The sequence below is a fragment of the Candidatus Erwinia haradaeae genome (assembly GCF_900699015.1).
GTDB classification, from domain to species: Bacteria; Pseudomonadota; Gammaproteobacteria; order Enterobacterales; family Enterobacteriaceae; genus Erwinia_E; species Erwinia_E haradaeae_E.
In genome coordinates this window covers 686702-707948 of sequence record NZ_LR217737.1, presented here as the reverse complement: position 1 = coordinate 707948, position 21247 = coordinate 686702, and the positions used below count along the sequence as shown (strand labels likewise).

At 35.5% G+C, this 21247-nt stretch carries 14 protein-coding genes and 1 pseudogene; 5 read left to right on the top strand and 10 right to left on the bottom strand.

What is annotated here, in order from left to right; genetic code table 11:
• The first annotated feature begins 278 nt into the window (after positions 1 to 278).
• Entirely contained in the window at positions 279 to 1217 is a 939-nt protein-coding gene (gene miaA, locus ERCIPICE3303_RS02075) for a tRNA (adenosine(37)-N6)-dimethylallyltransferase MiaA (protein ID WP_157991076.1), read from the top strand.
• 103 nt (positions 1218 to 1320) lie between these two features.
• Positions 1321 to 1641, top strand: coding sequence for an RNA chaperone Hfq (hfq, locus tag ERCIPICE3303_RS02070; protein WP_157991075.1), 321 nt, complete (start codon positions 1321 to 1323; stop codon positions 1639 to 1641).
• Positions 1642 to 2475: 834 nt separating this feature from the next.
• Here hfq and ERCIPICE3303_RS02065 read toward each other — a convergent pair.
• Positions 2476 to 2622, bottom strand: a complete 147-nt coding sequence (locus tag ERCIPICE3303_RS02065) for a hypothetical protein (protein WP_157991074.1) — start codon at positions 2620 to 2622, stop codon at positions 2476 to 2478.
• A gap of 22 nt (positions 2623 to 2644) precedes the next feature.
• Here ERCIPICE3303_RS02065 and hflK point away from each other — a divergent pair, with 22 nt between their 5' ends.
• Both hflK and hflC read left to right on the top strand, forming a co-directional pair.
• Entirely contained in the window at positions 2645 to 3901 is a 1257-nt protein-coding gene (gene hflK / locus ERCIPICE3303_RS02060; RefSeq protein WP_157991073.1) for an FtsH protease activity modulator HflK, read from the top strand.
• Between the two features lie 2 nt (positions 3902 to 3903).
• Positions 3904 to 4854, top strand: a complete 951-nt coding sequence (gene hflC, locus ERCIPICE3303_RS02055; protein ID WP_416046612.1) for a protease modulator HflC — start codon at positions 3904 to 3906, stop codon at positions 4852 to 4854.
• Positions 4855 to 5303: 449 nt separating this feature from the next.
• On the opposite strand, the pseudogene ERCIPICE3303_RS03350 reads toward hflC, so the two are convergent.
• From ERCIPICE3303_RS03350 to secE, 9 genes and pseudogenes are all read right to left on the bottom strand, one after another.
• Positions 5304 to 5435 (bottom strand): annotated as a pseudogene (locus tag ERCIPICE3303_RS03350) (hypothetical protein); the annotation flags it as partial.
• Between the two features lie 276 nt (positions 5436 to 5711).
• On the bottom strand, positions 5712 to 9947 hold the full coding sequence (gene rpoC / locus ERCIPICE3303_RS02045; RefSeq protein ID WP_157991070.1) for a DNA-directed RNA polymerase subunit beta': 4236 nt from the start codon (positions 9945 to 9947) through the stop codon (positions 5712 to 5714).
• Between the two features lie 84 nt (positions 9948 to 10031).
• A complete protein-coding gene (gene rpoB / locus ERCIPICE3303_RS02040; protein ID WP_157991069.1) occupies positions 10032 to 14063 on the bottom strand; it encodes a DNA-directed RNA polymerase subunit beta in 4032 nt (1343 codons plus the stop codon).
• A gap of 325 nt (positions 14064 to 14388) precedes the next feature.
• The gene (gene rplL, locus ERCIPICE3303_RS02035; RefSeq protein ID WP_157991068.1) at positions 14389 to 14757 is read right to left on the bottom strand and encodes a 50S ribosomal protein L7/L12; all 369 of its coding nucleotides are present in this window, start codon (positions 14755 to 14757) and stop codon (positions 14389 to 14391) included.
• Positions 14758 to 14826: 69 nt separating this feature from the next.
• A complete protein-coding gene (gene rplJ, locus ERCIPICE3303_RS02030) occupies positions 14827 to 15330 on the bottom strand; it encodes a 50S ribosomal protein L10 (protein ID WP_157991067.1) in 504 nt (167 codons plus the stop codon).
• A 434-nt stretch (positions 15331 to 15764) separates the two neighbouring features.
• Positions 15765 to 16469, bottom strand: a complete 705-nt coding sequence (rplA, locus tag ERCIPICE3303_RS02025; protein WP_157991066.1) for a 50S ribosomal protein L1 — start codon at positions 16467 to 16469, stop codon at positions 15765 to 15767.
• Between the two features lie 2 nt (positions 16470 to 16471).
• Positions 16472 to 16900: a 50S ribosomal protein L11 gene (gene rplK, locus ERCIPICE3303_RS02020; protein WP_157991065.1), complete on the bottom strand. Its 429-nt coding sequence runs from the start codon at positions 16898 to 16900 to the stop codon at positions 16472 to 16474.
• Positions 16901 to 17154: 254 nt separating this feature from the next.
• Entirely contained in the window at positions 17155 to 17700 is a 546-nt protein-coding gene (gene nusG / locus ERCIPICE3303_RS02015) for a transcription termination/antitermination protein NusG (protein ID WP_157991064.1), read from the bottom strand.
• Between the two features lies 1 nt (position 17701).
• Positions 17702 to 18088 carry a preprotein translocase subunit SecE gene (secE, locus tag ERCIPICE3303_RS02010; RefSeq protein ID WP_157991063.1) on the bottom strand — a complete coding sequence of 129 codons (387 nt, stop codon included), beginning with the start codon at positions 18086 to 18088 and terminating at the stop codon, positions 17702 to 17704.
• A 1098-nt stretch (positions 18089 to 19186) separates the two neighbouring features.
• Here secE and ptsI point away from each other — a divergent pair.
• Positions 19187 to 20914 carry a phosphoenolpyruvate-protein phosphotransferase PtsI gene (gene ptsI / locus ERCIPICE3303_RS02005; protein ID WP_157991062.1) on the top strand — a complete coding sequence of 576 codons (1728 nt, stop codon included), beginning with the start codon at positions 19187 to 19189 and terminating at the stop codon, positions 20912 to 20914.
• Positions 20915 to 21247: the final 333 nt, after the last annotated feature.

The window sequence follows — 21247 nt, the reverse complement described above, 5'->3', positions numbered from 1 at the left end:
AGGATACAATCTTTTGGTATTTCTTTTAATAAAAAGAAGAAAACATATACAGATTTATTCTAAAAATGTTAAGATGAATTTTATTGTTATAAATTGGTTAAAAGGTTGTCTAATATTACCATGGTGATTAGTTTTTATTTTTAATAGCGCTTCTATTAGTTTGTTTGACTGGATGATATTGCAAGCCTCTTCTGAAGTTAGTATAATCATTCATGAAATATTTAAATCGAATTAATATGTAAGGTATATATTAACACTCGAAAAATGAGTGCTTTATTATGACTTCTCTACCATTAGCAATTTTTTTAATGGGGCCTACATCGTCTGGAAAAACCAGACTAGCATATTTACTATATCAGGTTTTACCTGTAGAGTTGATTAATGTTGATTCAGCGCTCATTTACCGAGGTATGGATATTGGTACCGCTAAACCATCGAAAATGGAGTTAGGATTTGCACCGTATCATTTATTAGATATTCGTGATCCTAAAGAGGTTTATTCTGTTGCTTCTTTTCGGCATGATGCTTTGACTGCGATGGCTAGAATCACACGACGTGGGCACATCCCTCTTCTTGTTGGGGGAACAATGTTTTATTATAAGGTTTTGTTAGAAGGATTATCATTTTTACCTTCTTCAGATCCAAAAATCCGTCAGTTGATAGAAGAGAGAGCAAATGAAACAGGGTGGTCATTTTTGCATAGTCAGTTAGCAGAGATAGATCCGATATCAGCAAAATGGATTCATATAAAAGATTCTCAGAGAATTTCGCGTGCATTAGAAGTTTTTTTAATTTCTGGTAAGACTTTAACTGAATTACATAAAACTTCAGGGGAAATTTTACAATATAATGTGTTTCAATTTGTTATAGCATCAGTGAGTCGTTTTTTTCTTCATAAAAGTATTGAATGTAGATTTTATCGGATGTTGGAGTTAGGCTTTGAGGATGAGGTAAGATCTTTGTATTCTCGTGGTGATTTACATAGTAAAATGCCATCTATGCGTTGTGTGGGTTATCGTCAAATGTGGTCCTACTTGTCTGGTGATATTAACTATGCCAATATGGTAGAGAAAACTATATATGCTACTCGGCATTTAGCAAAACGACAGATGACTTGGCTTCGTAGTTGGAAAGATGATTTAAATTGGTTAGATAGTGAGAAACCTGATATAGCATATAATAAAATATTGAAGGTTGTAGGGGCTTCAAAAGGGTGATTCTGTAAAAAATAGTACATGAATTGTTCATATTTTCTTAGCGACTATTAATTATAGTGGTTATAAATTTAGAAATAATCAGCCTATTTAAGGAACAGCGAACATGGCTAAGGGGCAATCATTGCAAGATCCGTTCTTAAATGCACTACGCCGAGAACGTGTTCCAGTTTCTATTTATTTAGTAAATGGTATAAAATTATATGGTCAAATTGAGTCATTTGATCAGTTTGTTGTTTTGTTAAAAAATACTGTTAGTCAAATGGTCTATAAACACGCAATTTCTACTGTGGTTCCATCGCGTCAATTTTTACATCATAATCATCATGGAACTTCTAGTAACGTTAACTCTCATCATAGTACCAGTTATCATAGTAGTAATCTGACCGGTATTTCGTATATTGATAAGGATCGTATTCAAACTTGAATATTTAATATAGGCTAGATGATTAGAGGGTTCTTTATCAAAAGAATCGTCAATCATCTATAAACCAAGCCTTTGATATAAAAATATGATTAATTTATTAATAAATTTAATAAATTCTGTTCTTATTTCAGATGGATATAATATAGATAACATTAATCATATATTTGATAAGGGTATAGAAGGTCTCTATTGTAGATTATTTTATAATTAATATTATAATCCATCTCTATCATCTATAGAAATAGATTAAGTAATATTTGATTGTGCAGTGATTTTTTATTTTAAAATGGGATTTTAAGGAAATATTTGTAGATCTATTTCAACTTAATAATATATTTCATTTATATAAACATGAAATGTTTTTAATTTGAGAACAAGATTAATATAATACAAATAGCTATGAGTTCGCTTATCGTTTTGTATCATCGAGGTACAGAGTTTAAGTAGATGCAATGTCTTTAGTTACTCTGAAGTTTCTTATGCATTAGTTATATTATAGAAATATTCCAACATTGAAGATAGGCTAGATTAATAGAAAAAAAGTTAATGTTTCTTCTTGCGTATCTAATTTAGTAGAGATGATTGAAAATAGAAAGTATGTTTATAGAAAAATTTTGATTAATATAGAAAGACTAATTGATATTATTGGTACTTAATTTAATTTGTTGGGAAATAGGGTATAGGTTAAGTTGTAACAATATTAAATATAATATGTCTATCGATTGAAATATAAATAGAAACTATTATTTTAATTTATTTGGATTGTGGTTTTATAATAGAATTATTTTCTGTAAGATTCGTTATAGATTTAAGTGTTATCTTTGATGTATATTATCAATAATACTCTTGTTTAGAAGAGATCCGAATGAGGATTTGATGTGGTAGCGCATTTGTGTTTAATAGAGTTACTATCGCTGATAGTAAAGTGCTGGAATAAAATGTGTTTCGTACATGTGTGTCCCATTGTGGATACTTAGGCATACATAATTGATGGAGTGTAAATATGGCCTGGAACCAGCCTGGATGTGATGGACAGGACCGAGACCCTTGGGGAGGCAGTAAAACTGCCAATGGTAGTTCTTCAAAGAATGAAGGGGCTTCTGATAAACGGTCATCTGATTTTGATGATGTTTTCCGTCAACTGCGTAATAAGATAAGTGGGTTCGGATCAGGAAATGACAAGAATAAGACTAACAATCATGGTCGTCGAAAAACGCCAGGATTGATGGGAAGAACTGAAGGTCTTATTAGCATTATAGTCTTAGGAGTCATAATATTAATCTGGTTTCTTAGTGGGCTTTATACTATCAAGGAAGCTGAGAGAGGAGTAATTACGCGTTTTGGCAAATTTAGTCATCTTGTGACACCAGGATTAAATTGGAAGCCAACTTTTATTGATGAGGTTAAAGCAGTAAATATTAAAGCAGTACGGGAGTTGTCAGCTTCTGGTACTATGCTGACTTCAGACGAAAATGTAGTGCGTGTAGAAATGAATGTACAATATCGGGTTACTAATCCAGAGCGTTATTTATTTTCTGTAAGTGATGCGGATGATAGTTTGCGTCAGGCAACTGATAGTGCTTTGCGAGGTGTAATTGGTCGATTAACTATGGATCGTATTCTAACTGAAGGTAGAACCGTAGTACGAAGCCAAACTCAAAGTGAACTAGAGGAAACTATCAGTGCCTATAACATGGGCATCACTCTTTTAGATGTTAACTTTCAGACAGCGCGGCCACCAGAAGATGTAAAAGCTGCTTTTGATGATGCTATAGCTGCGCGAGAAAATCGTGAACAAGTTGTTCGTGAAGCTGAAGCATATGCTAATGATAGATTACCCCGTGCTCGTGGTGATGCACAAGGAATTTTAGAGCAAGCTCGTGCTTATAAAGCACGTATTACCTTAGAAGCACAGGGAGAGGTAGATAGTTTTGCACGAATCTTACCAGAATATAGATTGGCACCAGATATTACTCGTGAACGTCTTTATATTGAAACCATGGAGCGAATTATGCGTCATAGTCATAAAGTTCTGATTAGTGATAAAGGTCATAATTTGATGGTTTTGCCGATAGATCAGTTAATTAAAAGTCAAATAGTTAGATCGAATGATAGCACTGAAATTAGAAAAGATAGTCATTTAAACAATTTGTCCTCTGATGTTATTAATCGTGGTAAGGGAAATAACAATAAAGATATTATAGAGCAGCGTCGAGCCTATGCTCAACGTGGTCATGCCCTGAATGAAGGGAGAGATTAATGATGCGTAAGATATTTGTCTTTGTATCAGTTATTTTAATAGTGTTCTATACATCAACATTCATAGTAGAAGAAGGTCAGCGCGGTATTATGATGCGTTTTGGTAAGGTCCTACGCAATAATAATAATCAGCCTTTAGTTTATACACCTGGTCTGCATTTTAAAATTCCTTTCCTTGAGTCAGTAAAGTCACTAGATGCACGGATTCAGACTATGGATAATCAGGCAGATCGATTTGTTACTAAAGAGCAAAAAGATCTTATTGTTGATTCCTATATTAAATGGAGCGTAAGTGATTTTAGTCGTTATTATCTTGCGACGGGAGGTGGTGATATTGCCCAGGCCGAAATTTTGCTTAAACGTAAGTTTAGCGATCGCCTTCGTTCTGAAATTGGTCGGTTAGATGTCCAAGAGATTGTGAATGATTTTAGTGGTCGTTTAACGACTGATGTACGTGATTCACTAAATACTGGTAGTGCAGATCAGGATAATCTTGGAGTCATATTACCGATTAACCAAAATAGTATGGCTGAATTGGGCATTCAGGTGATTGATGTCCGCATCAAACAAATTAATTTACCTACAGAAGTTTCTGATGCTATTTATGCTCGAATGAGAGCTGAACGTGAATCTGTCGCTAGAAGTCAGCGTGCAAGAGGAGCAGAAGAAGCTGCTATAGTGAGGGCTCAAGCAGATTATGAAGTTGAACATACTTTAGCAGAGGCTCGACGTGAAGCTTTAATTACTAGAGGAGAAGGGGATGCGGAGGTAGCTCAGTTATTTTCTTCTATTTTTAGTCAGGATCCTGATTTTTACGTTTTTTTGCGTAGTTTACGTGCCTACGATAATAGTTTTAATAGTACAGAAGATATAATTATACTTAATCCAGATAGCAACTTTTTGCGATTTATGCAAAATCCTGTAACCGATCTTGGTCAACATAAGGTTAAATAACCAATCTGATTAAGGGTTAGATTCTTTTTACTCAACTTGTATGTTATGTAGTATCAAATATCATGTAAGTTGAGTATATTTATTATGTGAAAAAACTGGATTTAGATGACCCAACTATCTTGATTTTTTTTAGAGCTTTCTAGTAAAAGCAATACTGTGTCATCTTCGATAGTATCTCCTGCTTAGATACTAGATCATCCAATAAGGTCGATCTAAATTTCATCCGATTTCTTTAGACTATTGAAGGAATATCTTGTGTAGCACCGGATGGTAATCAATTCTATGACGATGATAAGCTTTTATAATTTCGATATTAGCATAAGTATCTACAATTTTTGTATTTTTCTAGTAATTTAGTGCTGGATTAACTCGAATGCTAAAGTTAATAACATATATTCAAGATACCTCTAATACTGCCTCTTTAATCATATTTTGAGTTTTGGTCTCATTCAATAGAGGCAATGACTATGTGTTATAATTTGTCGACATAATTTAAAATTTTTTAGTATTGTATTCGGATGAGTAAAGTCAATTAGAATATCAAAATTATTAAAAATAAGATTTAGATTATCGGTCATTGATACTACTAGATTTCTATACGCAGTTCATTCTCTATCCTCTTTTCTGTAATAAGATAAATCTCTTCGTGCGATTGTATATCCTAGACATATACCATTAGTTTGAGTACTTGTTTTATAAGTTATCAGACTATTCATCCAGATACACCAAAATAGTAACTTGAGTATCTCGATCCATAGAAAATTTACTTAGTCTGATAGCTATTTTACTATATTTTAATATACCTGAACCCTTAAAAAGGGTTCAGGTATTAGATGTATATTAATAAAAAATAATTTTTACAATAATTTAGTAGTAGATTCACCAAGGCTAGAGTTAAGCAATTCGGATAGGTTCGCAGCAGCCTCATCTGCTGTAATCGATTGTTTTTCAATAGATCTTCCGATATCTGATGATGTTCGTCGAGAACGGGATTTGTGATATGCATATCCGGTACCAGCTGGTATTAAACGTCCTACTATAACATTTTCTTTTAATCCGCGTAGTTCGTCATTTTTTCCTGCTACAGACGCTTCAGTTAATACGCGGGTAGTTTCTTGGAAAGACGCCGCAGAGATAAAAGATTCAGTGGCCAGAGAGGCTTTGGTAATACCAAGTAAATTCCGGACATAGGTTGCTGGAATTTTCCCATTAGACTCAAGATGTCGATTAGATATATTGAGGCGTGAAAATTCAACTTGCTCACCAATTAAAAAGTCAGAACTACCTGTACTTTGAATGGTTGCTTTACGGAGCATTTGCCTAATAATTACTTCAATATGTTTGTCGTTAATTTTTACTCCTTGCAAACGATAGACTTCCTGTACTTCATTAGTTATATAACGAGTTACTGCATGTACACCGCGTAAGCGAAGAATATCATGAGGTGACTCAGGTCCATCTGACACTACGTCACCACGTTCTACACGTTCACCTTCGAATACATTTAGTTGTCTCCATTTTGGAATCATTTCTTCATAAGGTTCATTTCCATCGATTGGTGTAATTACAAGTCTTCTTTTCCCTTTAGTTTCTTTTCCGAAGGAAATAATGCCGCTAATTTCAGCTAGGAGAGCTGGTTCTTTTGGTCGGCGCGCCTCAAACAGATCAGCTACACGTGGTAACCCTCCTGTAATGTCTTTGGTGCCCCCAGATTCCTGTGGTACACGAGCTAGGGTGTCACCTGCACTGATCCGCATACCATCTTCTAAATGGACAATGGCTTTACCGGGAAGGAAATATTGAGCAGGCATATCAGAGCCTGGAATCATAACATCCTCGCCATGACTATTAATTATTTTTAAAGCTGGACGTAGATCTTTCCCACCGGAAGTTCGTTCAGAATTATCTAGAATTACTAATGAAGAAAGGCCTGTCAGATCATCTGTTTGACGAGTAATCGTTTGTCCGTCAACCATATCAGTAAAATGAATAAAACCACTAACTTCAGTGATTACTGGCATAGTATGTGGGTCCCAGTTAGCTACTGTTTCGCCTGCTATGACATTTTCTCCGGCACCTTTTAGAATAGTGGCACCATAAGGAATTTTATAGCTTTCTTTAGTCCGTCCGAAGATATCGATTAATTTAAGCTCTGTATTACGTGAAGTAATAACTGTTTTTCCTGACGAGTTAGTTACTGATTTAGCATTTATTAGCTTAAGCTGTCCTTTGTTTTGAATCTGGATACTAGATTCTGCTGCTGCTCGAGATGCAGCTCCACCAATATGGAAGGTTCGCATGGTAAGCTGTGTGCCTGGTTCACCAATAGATTGCGCCGCGATTACGCCAATAGCCTCACCTTTATTTATAATATGTCCCCTTGCGAGATCTCGTCCGTAACAGTGCGCACATACACCAAAATTAGTTTCACAACTCACTACTGATCTAACTTTCAGGCTATCTACTGAGTTTTCTTCTAATAAATCACATTGTTGTTCGTGGAGAAGTGTGTTTCTCGGTAATAGTATTTCCATCGTTCCAGGTATTAAAACGTCTTCTGAAGTTACACGTCCTAGAACTCTTTCTCTCAGGGGTTCTTTTACATCACCGCCTTCAATAACTGGCGTCATCATCACACCAGTATGTGTATTACAGTCATCTTCAGTTACAACTAAGTCTTGTGCTACATCTACTAGTCGTCGTGTGAGATAGCCAGAGTTAGCGGTTTTAAGCGCAGTATCGGCTAAACCTTTTCGTGCTCCATGTGTAGAAATAAAGTATTGAAGTACATTTAATCCTTCACGAAAATTTGCAGTAATAGGTGTTTCAATAATAGATCCATCTGGTTTAGCCATGAGTCCTCTCATACCAGCTAATTGACGAATTTGCGCTGCAGAGCCTCGTGCTCCAGAGTCGGCCATCATAAATATATTATTAAAAGATACTTGTCGTTCTTCTATCCCATGTTTGTTTAGAACAACTTCAGTAGAGAGGTTTTCCATCATAGCTTGAGCAACACGTTCATTAGCTGCAGCCCAGATATCAATTACTTTATTATAACGCTCTCCAGCAGTTACTAAGCCAGACTGAAACTGATTTTGGATCTCTGCTACCTCTGATTCAGCTTGGCTAATAATTTCAATTTTGTTTTCAGGGATTACCATATCGTCGATACCGACTGATGTTCCTGAGCGCGCTGCATAGGCAAACCCGGTATACATAGTTTGATCAGCAAAGATAACGGTCGCCTTAAGTCCTAAGATGCGGTAACAAGTATTTAACATTTTAGAAATAGCTTTTTTACCCAAGACCTGATTGATGATAGAATAAGGAAGACCTTTGGGTACTGTCATCCACAGTATGGCGCGTCCAATCGTAGTGTCGATAATATTAGTTTTAGTAATCCATTCACCTAATTCATTTTTCTCGTTCTCAGTGATACGCACTTTCACATGGGCATGTAGAGAGGCGAGTCCAGCACGATATACACGTTCAGCTTCTTTCGGACTACCGAGAAGCATTCCTTCACCTTTAGCATTAATACAGTCGCGGGTCATGTAATAGAGACCTAACACAACATCTTGAGAGGGAACAATAATGGGTTCTCCGTTCGCAGGAGAGAGAATATTGTTGGTTGACATCATTAGTACTCGAGCCTCAAGCTGAGCTTCCATTGTTAAAGGCACGTGGACTGCCATTTGATCTCCATCAAAATCTGCATTGTATGCTGCACAGACTAATGGATGAAGCTGTATTGCTTTACCTTCTATAAGAACAGGTTCAAAAGCTTGGATGCCTAGACGATGCAGAGTAGGTGCACGGTTTAAAAGAACAGGGTGCTCTCGGATAACTTCATCTAAGATATCCCACACTACTAATTCTTCTCGCTCCACCATTTTTTTAGCTGCTTTAATGGTAGTGGCTAGACCACGTAATTCGAGCTTACCGTATATAAAGGGCTTAAATAATTCTAGTGCCATTTTTTTTGGTAATCCGCACTGGTGTAGATGAAGGTATGGACCTACAGTGATAACTGAACGACCAGAATAGTCAACACGCTTACCTAGTAAGTTTTGACGGAAGCGCCCTTGTTTGCCTTTAATCATATCAGCTAAAGATTTAAGAGGACGTTTGTTAGATCCAGTAATTGCACGGCCTCTTCGACCGTTATCGAGCAATGCATCTACTGCTTCTTGAAGCATTCGTTTTTCATTACGAACAATAATATCTGGTGCTGCTAGATCTAATAATCGTTTTAATCGGTTATTACGATTGATTACGCGACGATATAAATCATTTAAATCTGAGGTTGCGAAACGACCGCCATCTAATGGTACTAAAGGGCGTAAATCAGGTGGTAGAACGGGTAGGACGTTTAAGATCATCCATTCTGGCTTATTACCAGATTGGATAAATGCCTCAAGTAATTTAATACGCTTAGTTATTTTCTTGCGTTTAGTTTCAGAGTTAGTGTCATTCAGTTCTTCACGTATCTGCTCACATTCTTGTTCTAGGTCCATATTTTTTAATATACTTTGGATTGCTTCTGCTCCTATTTGAGCGTTAAATTCATCACCGAATTCTTCTAAAGCATCAAGATACTGTTCCTCAGTCAAAAGTTGGTTCTTATCAAGGCTTGTCATTCCATTTTCAATAACTACATATGATTCAAAATATAACACTCTTTCAATATCACGTAATGGCATATCGAGTAGCAATCCAATGCGGGATGGGAGAGATTTTAGGAACCAAATGTGTGCTGTTGGGGAGGCGAGCTCAATATGCCCCATACGTTCACGTCGGACTTTAGTTTGAGTAACTTCAACTCCACATTTCTCACAGATGACACCACGGTGTTTAAGTCGTTTATATTTACCACATAGACATTCATAGTCTTTTACTGGTCCGAAGATGCGTGCACAAAAAAGTCCATCTCGTTCTGGTTTGAATGTTCTATAGTTGATAGTTTCTGGTTTTTTAACTTCACCGAAAGACCATAAACGTATCATTTCTGGTGATGCCAAGGCAATTTTGATTGCATCAAACTCTTCGGTTTTGGCTTGTGCTTTCAAAAATTTCATTAATTCTTTCACTCATTAGCTCCCATCAGATAAGATTTCGTAGGGGTGTCAGAAGTGACCCAAGATCCCTGTGACCAGTAAAACAGACATTAGTACCTATTCATCATCTTCTAACTCGATATTGATAGCAAGAGAACGAATCTCTTTTAAAAGTACGTTGAAAGATTCTGGCATTCCCGGTTCCATATGATGATGCCCATCGACAATATTTTTGTACATTTTAGTTCGACCGTTAACATCGTCAGATTTAACAGTTAACATTTCTTGTAAAGTATATGAAGCACCGTATGCTTCTAAGGCCCATACTTCCATTTCACCAAAACGTTGTCCCCCAAATTGGGCTTTACCACCTAGAGGCTGCTGGGTGACTAAGCTATAGGAACCTGTTGAGCGAGCATGCATTTTGTCATCAACAAGATGATTGAGCTTTAACATATACATATAGCCTACAGTAACTTTACGCTCAAATTCTTCACCAGTACGGCCATCAAATAAGGTAATTTGACCGGAAGAGGGTAAGCCACCTAGCTTTAATAGTTCTTTGATCTCACTTTCTTGTGCGCCATCAAAAACTGGAGTTGCAATAGGCATGCCGTCTGTAAGATTACTGGCTAGTGATAACACTTCGTTATCACTAAAGGCTTGTAGATCAACTTTTTGTCGAACATGAGTACCGAGGTCATAGGCACGCTGAATAAATTCACGAAGACTAGATAGTTCTTCCTGTTTTTTAAGCAGGAAGCTGATCTTTTGTCCAATTCCTTTTGCTGCCATACCTAAATGGGTTTCAAGAATCTGACCAATATTCATACGTGATGGTACCCCTAGAGGGTTTAGAACAATATCAACTGGAATACCATGTTCGTCATAAGGCATATCTTCTATTGGATTAATCTTAGATATAACACCTTTATTACCATGACGACCAGCCATTTTATCACCCGGTTGAATTTGACGCTTAACCGCTAGATATACTTTAGCGATTTTGAGTATGCCTGGTGCCAAGTCATCACCTTGTGTTATTTTTCGTTTTTTTGTATCGAGTTTATTCTCAAATTCACTTTTGAGTTCATTGTATTGTTCGACCAACTGTTCTAATTGTTTTTGTTTTTCTTCATTTACTAGGTTGACTTCTAACCATCGAGACCGGGGAAGATTTTTAAGTGTTTCTGCTTGAATACCGTTAGAAAGAAGTAGGCCATAAATTCGGTTAAACAGACTTGTTTCAAGAATTTTGACTTGTTCTGATAAATCTTTTTTTGCTTCTTTTAGTTGTAATTCTTCAATTTCTAAAGCTCGTTTGTCTTTTTCGACACCGTCACGTGTAAAAATTTGAACATCAATGACAGTACCTGCAACTCCATTAGGTACTCGTAGAGAGGAGTCTTTTACATCAGAAGCTTTCTCGCCAAAAATGGCTCGCAGGAGTTTTTCTTCTGGTGTGAGTTGAGTTTCTCCTTTTGGAGTTACTTTCCCAACAAGAATGTCGCCGCCTTTCACCTCAGCACCGATATATACAATACCCGATTCATCTAGCTTAGAGAGCGCAGCTTCGCCAACATTTGGAATATCAGCGGTAATTTCTTCTTGACCTAGTTTTGTATCACGTGAAATACAGGATAGTTCTTGGATATGAATAGTGGTAAATCGATCTTCTTGAACAACTCGTTCTGATATTAATATAGAATCTTCGAAATTATATCCATTCCACGGCATAAAAGCGACTCGCATATTCTGACCTAATGCTAACTCACCAAGATCGGTTGCTGGGCCATCTGCCAGAACATCGCCTTGTTTAATATTTTCATTAATCTGAACGCAAGGTCTTTGATTAATACAGGTGTTCTGATTTGATCGTGTATATTTAGTTAGATTATAAATATCGATACCGGCTTCGTTTGGGTGCATTTCATGTTCATTGACTTTTATTACAATGCGTGCTGCATCTACATATTGAACGATACCGCTTCGTTTTGCGACAGCGGTAACACCAGAATCAACAGCTACAGCGCGCTCCATTCCAGTTCCAACTAATGGTTTCTCAGCACGTAGAGTTGGAACTGCTTGGCGTTGCATATTGGCCCCCATTAATGCTCGGTTTGCATCATCATGCTCTAGAAATGGGATTAATGATGCGCCAACAGAAACTACTTGTTGGGTTGAGACATCCATATAGTCAATCTGCGCACGATTAAATAAGCTAGATTCACCTTTGTTTCGGCAGGTGACTAAATCTTCAATAATATGACCTAATTTATTGAGATTGGTATTAGCTTGTGCAATGACATAATGACCTTCTTCAATAGCAGAGAGATAATGGATGTCGTGTGTTACTACTCCATCTTTTACTCGGCGATATGGTGTTTCTAAAAAACCATATTCGTTAGTTTGTGCGTAAACAGATAAGGAGTTAATTAGACCAATATTGGGACCTTCTGGAGTTTCAATGGGACATACGCGACCATAGTGGGTTGGATGAACATCTCTTACCTCAAAACCTGCCCGTTCACGTGTTAGACCCCCGGGACCTAAGGCAGAGATACGGCGTTTATGTGTAATTTCAGAAAGCGGATTGTTCTGATCCATAAATTGAGATAGCTGACTTGAACCGAAAAATTCTCTAACGGCAGCAGAGATTGGTTTAGCGTTGATCATATCTTGAGGCATTAAAGTGTCTAAATCTCCTAGAGATAGACGTTCTTTTACGGCTCGTTCTACACGTACTAGGCCAACACGGAACTGGTTTTCTGCCATTTCTCCAACAGAACGAATGCGACGGTTTCCTAGGTGATCAATATCATCTATTTCGCCGATGCCATTTCGTATACTAATGAGTTTTTTCATTACTTGAATGATGTCATCTTCGCTTAGAACACCAGCGCCTGTGATTTCTCTTCGTTGAAGAGAACGATTAAATTTCATACGACCAACTGTAGAAAGGTCATAGCGTTCTTCAGAAAAGAAGAGATTTTCAAATAGATTTTCAGCTGCCTCGCGAGTAGGCGGTTCACCTGGTCTCATCATACGATAAATCTCAACAAGAGCACTAAGTCGATCGCTAGTTGTATCAATACGTATTACTTCGGAAATATATGGACCATGATCTAAATCATTAGTAAACAATGTTTCGAGTTGTGTGTGATTGGATTGGATCAGTTTATTTATAAGATCTAATGAAAGCTCCATATTGGCTTCGATTAAGAGCTCTCCAGTATCATGATCAATATAGTCTTTTGCGGATACTTTTCCAGAGAGATATTCAATTGGTACTGTGATATGAGAGATAGTGTCTTTTTCTAACTGTCTAATATGTCGTGCGGTAATACGACGACCTTTCTCAACGTATACTGTTCCATTTGCTTGAATATCAAATGATGCTGTTTCACCACGAAGTCGGCCCGGAACAAGCTCCATTTGTAGTTGTTTGTTGCGAATATGGTATATTACTTTTTCAAAAAATAGATCAAGAATTTGTTCGGTCGTGTAATTAAGAGCACGTAAAATGATTGTTGCAGGGAGTTTACGTCGTCGATCGATACGAACAAATAAATTATCTTTTGGATCGAACTCAAAATCTAACCATGAACCGCGATATGGGATAATTCTGGCATTATAAAGAACCTTACCTGATGAATGTGTTTTACCTTTATCGCTATCAAAGAATACTCCAGGACTACGATGTAATTGAGATACAATAACACGTTCTGTTCCATTGATAATAAAGGTTCCGTTATCGGTCATCAAGGGGATTTCCCCCATATAGACTTCTTGTTCTTTAATATCTTTAACGGTTCCTTCTGGGGCTTCTTTCTCGTAGACAACTAAACGTAGTTTTACTCGCAAAGGAGCAAAGAATGTAACACCACGAATCTGACATTCTTTCACATCAAAAATAGGATCACCTAAGAAGTAACTGACATACTGTAGTTCTGCATGAGCACTATAACTTTGGATCGGGAATACTGAGCGGAATGCTGCATCTAGACCATATTGACCTTTTGGATCTCGCTCAATAAATTTTCGGAACGAGTTAAGTTGAATGGAAAGAAGATAGGGAATCCCCAGTACTTCTGGGCGTTTTCCAAAATCTTTTCTAATACGTTTTTTCTCGGTATAGGAGTAAACCATAGGGTTCCTCAGTTTGATGAAAATAGAACCTTTCTGCCCATGTAAAAAGGGGGGGTAGTTATTCCATGTGATTTAAATAAGAATAATATGAATGGTAGATCGATATTGGTCCTACTATATGCTTTCTCTGATGCAATGATTCCATGTTTTTATCTGAATCTGTTGCATCCGAGTCAGAGAAAGATCTTAAGTAAGTCACTAACTCAATAGTGTCCATATTTTGTATCTTCTATAATTTACAAACATGGTTATTCAATCCTTATTAATTATAAGCAGAACTAATATCTTTTAATAAAGATATAGCATTTCCTTAAACTATATTGTTTTATTTTATTTCTACAGTTGCACCAGCTACTTCTAATAACTTCTGTAATGAAGAGGCATCGTCTTTACTAATTCCTTCTTTTAATGTAGCTGGAGAAGACTCAACGAGATCTTTAGCTTCTTTAAGACCTAATCCAGTAGCACTGCGTACTGCTTTGATTACAGCTATCTTATTTGCACCAATAGATTGCAGAATGACATCGAATTCTGTTTTTTCTTCTATATCTTCAACATCAGCAGAGGGGCCTGCTATGGCGTAAGACGTTGCGGATATGCCAAATTTTTCTTCCATAGCAGATATAAGCTCAACTATTTCCATTACAGATAATGCTGCAACCCCTTCAAGAATTTGTTCTTTAGTGATTAACATTTGTATTTTCCTAAAATTTAAGACAGTAGTTTTACGTAAGCAAATAAAAGAAAAGATAAGCTCGTTGATTTAAGAAGTATTAGCTTCTTTTTGGTTGCGTAAAGCAACCAAAGTGCGCAATAGTTTTCCAGCAGAAGCTTCTTTTATCGTGACTATTAATCGTATCATTGCTTCATGGTAAGTAGGTAGATTAGCTAATTGGTCAATTAGATCTGCACTGATTAGCTTGTTTGCAAAGGCTGCATTTTTAATTTGAAAATTAACATTGGTTTTGGTGAACTCCTTAAATAAACGGGCAGCTATGCCAGGATGTTCCATTGAACATGCGATTAAGGTTGGGCCAGTGAATGTTAACTGTAAGCATTCAAATTGAGTATCTTCAACAATGCGGCGCAGTAAAGTGTTACGTATAACACGCATATAAACGTTAGCTTCTCGACCTGATTTACGAAGTTCGTTGATTTTATTGACGCTTATACCGCATGTACTTGCTGTTACCGCAGATAATGCGTTTTTAGCTACGTTCCTGACTTCAGCAACAATTGTTTTTTTTTCTTGAAGATTTAGGGCCATTGTCTGTTGCTCCTGGATTATTCTGAAATTCACAGAGGCTTACTGTTGCTCAATTGCCTGATTATAGGCGGCTGTTTAACTATGGTAATATGAATCCAGTTATAGACGTTAAAACTATTTTGATTTTATTGGTATGTTTGATAATAGATGTTTTAGAAACTAAGTCCCAGCTTCATATGCAACCTTTCTTTTAATTAAGAAAGGAATTTAAAATATAAAATACAAGATTAGACTGATCCCAACCTAATAGGTCTGTTAAGAATGATTTATAAATCTATCGAGATATTGACAAATTTTAATCATAGTTATATTTTAAGAGGCATGCTTAGTGATCAATATTATGTAAACTCGTATTAAGCGGTTGAGTATTTCCATTATTATTAAAGTATTACGAGCCTAGATTCCAGGAAAAATTCTTTGGTAAAGAAAAAAGATTAACTAGTCCAGTTTTTCAGACTGGTTTGGTCTAATGTAACACAGGTTCCCATAGTAGTCGAGAGGCTAATTTTTTTGATAAAGACTCCTTTTGATTGAGGTGGTTTGGATTTTTTAAGAGCATTTAATAGGCATTCTAAATTTGCCTGTAAGTGATTTGCATTAAAATTGATTTTACCAATAGTAGTATGGATGATTCCATTTTTATCGTTACGATAACGAATTTGACCTGATTTAGCATTTTTTACGGCTTCTCTAATGTTATTTGTTATAGTACCGACTTTTAGGTTAGGCATAAGGCCTCGTGGTCCAAGAATATGTCCTAATTGACCAACAATACGCATAGCATCTGGAGATGCAACAACTACATCAAAGTTGATCTCACCTTTTTTGACTTTTTCTGCAAGATCTTCCATTCCTACTAATTCAGCACCTTGTTCTATCGCAGCTTGAGCGTTGGTGTCTTGAGTAAATACAGCTACGCGTACCATACGGCCAGTACCATAAGGTAGTATGGTCGAACCACGAACATTTTGATCAGATTTGCGTGGATCAATACTTAATTTTACTGCTACATCAACACTTTCTATAAATTTAACAACCGCTAGTTCTTTTAGGATAGATAGCGCTTCGTCTATTTCATATAGCTTGGTTGGGTCAATATTTTCAGAAATTTTTCGCATTCGTTTGCTTAGATTAGCCATTTTTAGTCCTCTATGACCAGACCTAGAGAACGAGCAGTTCCTTCAATGGAACGTGTCATTGCTTCAATATTAGATCCCGTCATGTCTTTAGATTTAATCTCAGCTATTTCACGTAATTGGGAACGTGATAACGTGCCGATTTTTTGTTGATTTGGTTTTCCAGAACCAGATGTTACACCAATTGCCTTCTTAAGAAGAATAGCTGAAGGAGGGCTTTTGGTAATAAAAGTAAAGGAACGGTCAGTATAAACAGTAATGACCACTGGAATTGGGAGTCCTTTTTCAAATGAATCTGTTTTTGTATTAAATGCTTTGCAGAATTCCATAATATTTACACCTCTTTGACCAAGGGCTGGACCTACTGGAGGGCTAGGGTTTGCCATACCAGCTGCAACCTGCAGTTTGACAAAGGTCTGTATTTTTTTAGCCATAATAATACCTCAAGTAAGGTGATTGCACTGTTTAGTTAACGGCGCTTTATAGCTGATGCATATCTATTTATATCATAGATAAAAATAAAAGCGCCAAATCACAGAATCATTGTATGCATCTTTCAATCTTTAGATATTCAGATAGATAGTGCTAGAAAGGCGGGATTTTTTTATTTAGTATCATATAATTCATATATAATGACTGATTTTATCACTAATGATAATTGCATATCTAGCTTTCGAAGGAGAAATAATTATCCCTTTTCAACTTGAGCAAAGTCTAGTTCAACTGGCGTGGCACGACCAAAAATAGATACAGATACTGTGAGACGACTTTTTTCATAATCAACTTCTTCCACAACGCCATTAAAATCGGAAAAAGGACCGTCGTTCACACGGACCATTTCACCTGGTTCAAAAAGTGTTTTTGGGCGGGGTTTATCTCCTACCTGTTGTAACAGGTTCATTATTGCATCAGCTTCTTTAAAGCTGATTGGTGCTGGACGGTCTGAAGTGCCCCCAATAAAACCCATAACTCTGGGTACACTACGCACAAGATGCCAACTTGCATCGTTCATAACCATTTGTACTAATACGTATCCAGGAAAAAATTTTCGTTCGCTTTTACGACGTTGACCACGACGGATTTCAACTACTTCTTCGGTTGGAACCATGATGTCGCCAAATAGTATTTCCATTTTATTTAATTTAATATATTCACGTAGAGACTGAGCTACGCGACTTTCGAATCCAGAAAACGCTTGAACTACGTACCAGCGCTTGTTAGGAGCTTCAGACATCTCAAAACCTCAGGCCAGTAATAAATGATATGATGCGAACGAGTAGATTATCAAGTCCCCATAAAATTAATGACATAGCGGCAGTTGCTGCGCTAACAATTAATGTTGTGTTAAATGTCTCTTGACGAGACGGCCAAATAATTTTTCTTATTTCTTTATATGTTTGATTAATATAGACTATGGTTATTTTTCCTTTTTCTGTTAATCGAAAAATTCCCACTGCTATAGTTAGAAGTAGAATAATAGCAAATATGCGCAGAGATACAGTAACGTTAGAAAACCAAACATTTCCTATGATAGCAATCAGAAAAAAAAATATAATACTTAACCATTTTCCGATTTCTAACCAGCGCCTTTTTTTTTGAGCTCTAGTTATACATGTACTCATAATCGAACCTTGAATCATACATTATTACAATTACAAATTAAAGACACATTGATTCTTTATTTTCTAAATTTAGCTAAGGAATCTGAATGTGTATTCATGCTTAAGCGCTATTTTTCTTATTCTTTTCAATTAAATTACAAAATTCTCTTTAACTGAGAGATAATATTTTTATTAGTTATTGTCATGTGTTTTCAAGTAAGATCATTTTTAATTAGAATTCATAATAGTGTAGCTTATTTATAATTGATCTTAAATACTCTTTTATATAATGTTTTAAAATTAATTTAAATACAACATGAATATATAATTATATTTTATTTAAATTGAAATAATTTAGAGATATTGTATTGATTATTTTTTCATGAGATTTGTGTATCTATATCAAAATAAATATGATATCTATCATCAATATTCTAAATTCAGATGTGGTATGATATAAACTATGTAAGTTTAATAAATTTAGTTAAATGTATATGTTAGTCTAAAACTAATTAGTGTAACTATGATTGTATATTATTTAAGGATATTTAGATATACTGAAATTAGAAACTAATTTAGTGATAGTACAGGTTTTTAGCAACTGCAGGACCTATTAGAATAGGTTAATTATCTTTATAATAATAATTTTAATTATACTAGAGTCTATACGAGTTATTAACTAGTTTTAAAAAATAATTTGTGTAATAAAAGACACCATCTTTACTTCATTAGTATTATTCCATAATGCTAAACAGAGCTTCTGTTTTAATTAAATATTTTATGAAATTATTAATTTTCAGATTGTATTGTAGGGAATCTATTTGAACTGACAGTTGACTATGAAAGAAAAATTAAGATAGTAGAATAGATAGTAGTATGAAATTAAAGATGTAGATTAGGTTGAATAGATAGGTTTAGACTACATTTTTTTGAAAAAAGGAATGTAATATTAATTACAGCACATCAGTGATTCTTTATTTTGACATAGTTTACGAAATATTTTTGGAAAAAATGAAGAGATTAACTAGATTAGTTTATTTAGTGTTTTCATAAAAATATTAATACAGTGCTGCATTTTTTTCTTCTTTATGTCAACACTAGAAGATAAAGGTATAGATTATGATTTCAAGTATTTTAGCATCATCAAGTATAGCTTTTGGCAAAGCTCTTCTACTTAAAGAAGAAGAGATTATCATAAACTATGAGAAGATTTCTGTTGAAAGACAAGACAACGAAGTTCAAAGATTTCTTGACGGACGCCAAAAAGCTGTTGAACAACTTAAAAGTATTGCCATTCAAGCTAGAGAAGTTTGTGGGGAAGAGAAAGCAGCAATCTTTGAAGGACACTTGATGCTTTTAGAAGACGAAGAGCTGGAAAAGGACGTATTATTATTAATTAAAGATGAGCTATATACTGCAGATGCAGCTGTGTTTACTGTTATTAGATCTCAGGCAAAATCGTTAGAAGAGCTGGATGATGAATACCTAAAAGAACGTGCAGCTGACGTGCGTGATATTGGAAAGCGTTTACTGAAAAATATTCTTGGTTTACATATTGTAGATCTTAGTGCGATCAATGAGGAAGTCTTATTGGTTGCTCAAGACTTAACTCCATCAGAAACAGCACAGCTGAATTTGAAAAAGGTTTTAGGGTTTATCACTGATGCTGGGGGTCGCACCTCGCATACCTCGATTATGGCTCGTTCACTAGGATTACCAGCTATTGTTGGTGCTGGAAATATAACGAGTCAAGTGAAAAATGATGATTTTTTGATTTTAGATGCGATTAATAATCAAGTTTATATTAATCCTTCTCCGGAAAAAATTGCGGAATTTAAAGCTTTAGCTCATCAATATTCTATTCAAAATAATGAATTAGCTAAACTTAAGAGTCTTCCAGCAATGACTCTTGATGGTCATAAGGTTAAGCTTAGTGCTAATATTGGAAATGGACGTGATATTATAGGGATGGATTGTTGTGGAGCAGAAGGTATAGGTCTTTATCGTACAGAGTTTTTGTTTATGGATAGGGATTCGTTACCGAGTGAAGAGGAGCAATTTCAGGCTTACCAATCTATAGCTAAAGCAGTAGGCGATCAGGGTGTAATTTTACGAACGATGGATATCGGTGGTGATAAAGACTTACCATATATGCACCTTCCACGGGAAGCTAATCCTTGTCTTGGTTGGCGTGCCATTCGTATAGTTATGGATCGTACTGACATTTTACATGCTCAGTTACGTGCTATGTTGCGTGCTTCGGCGTTTGGTACGTTACGTATTATGTTCCCTATGATTATTTCTGTGGAAGAAGTTCGATTTCTAAAAGAACAGATAGATTTTTTAAAAATTCAACTTCGTAAAGAAAGAAGAGATTTTAATAATCGAATTGAAATTGGTATTATGGTAGAAACACCTGCTTCTGCAGTCATTGCTCATCATTTAGTAAAAGAGGTTGATTTTTTTAGCATTGGAACAAATGACTTAACTCAGTATACTTTAGCTGTAGATCGTGGTAATGGTTTGATTTCTCATCTGTATAATCCTTTATCTCCATCTGTTTTAATGTTGATTAAACAGGTGATTGATGCTTCTCATTCTGAAGGAAAATGGACAGGAATGTGTGGTGAATTAGCAGGAGACTTACATGCTACATTGTTGTTATTAGGTATGGGGTTAGATGAATTTAGTATGAGTTCGATTGCGATTCCACCTATTAAAAAACTTGTTCGTAGCGTTAAGTTTCAGGATGTTCAGGTTTTAGCGGAACAAGCCTTAATGCAACCAACAGTAGATGAATTGGTAAAATTAGTGGATCAATTTACTACAGAGCATCATGTATCTTGAAATATAAAATATTAACATTTTCTAAAAAGTTTCAAAGATTTATTTTTCAAGTAGTGGGTAGTTAGTTTGTTATATTATTACCATATGTATTATCATACAGATAGAAGTATATGATGTTTTGAGTTTTTAATTTATAAAATTACGATAGGTATTATAATTTTCTAATATGAAGAATCTAAAAAAGAAAATTGCTGTTATTTGTCAAGATCTAAAAGATAATTATAGAAAATATGAATAATTTGAAGTATTAGGTTATTAAAAACTGAATAATTAATTGATATTATTATTCTGACGTCTATGAGAGTTAACTAATACCAAAATCAAAGAATATTA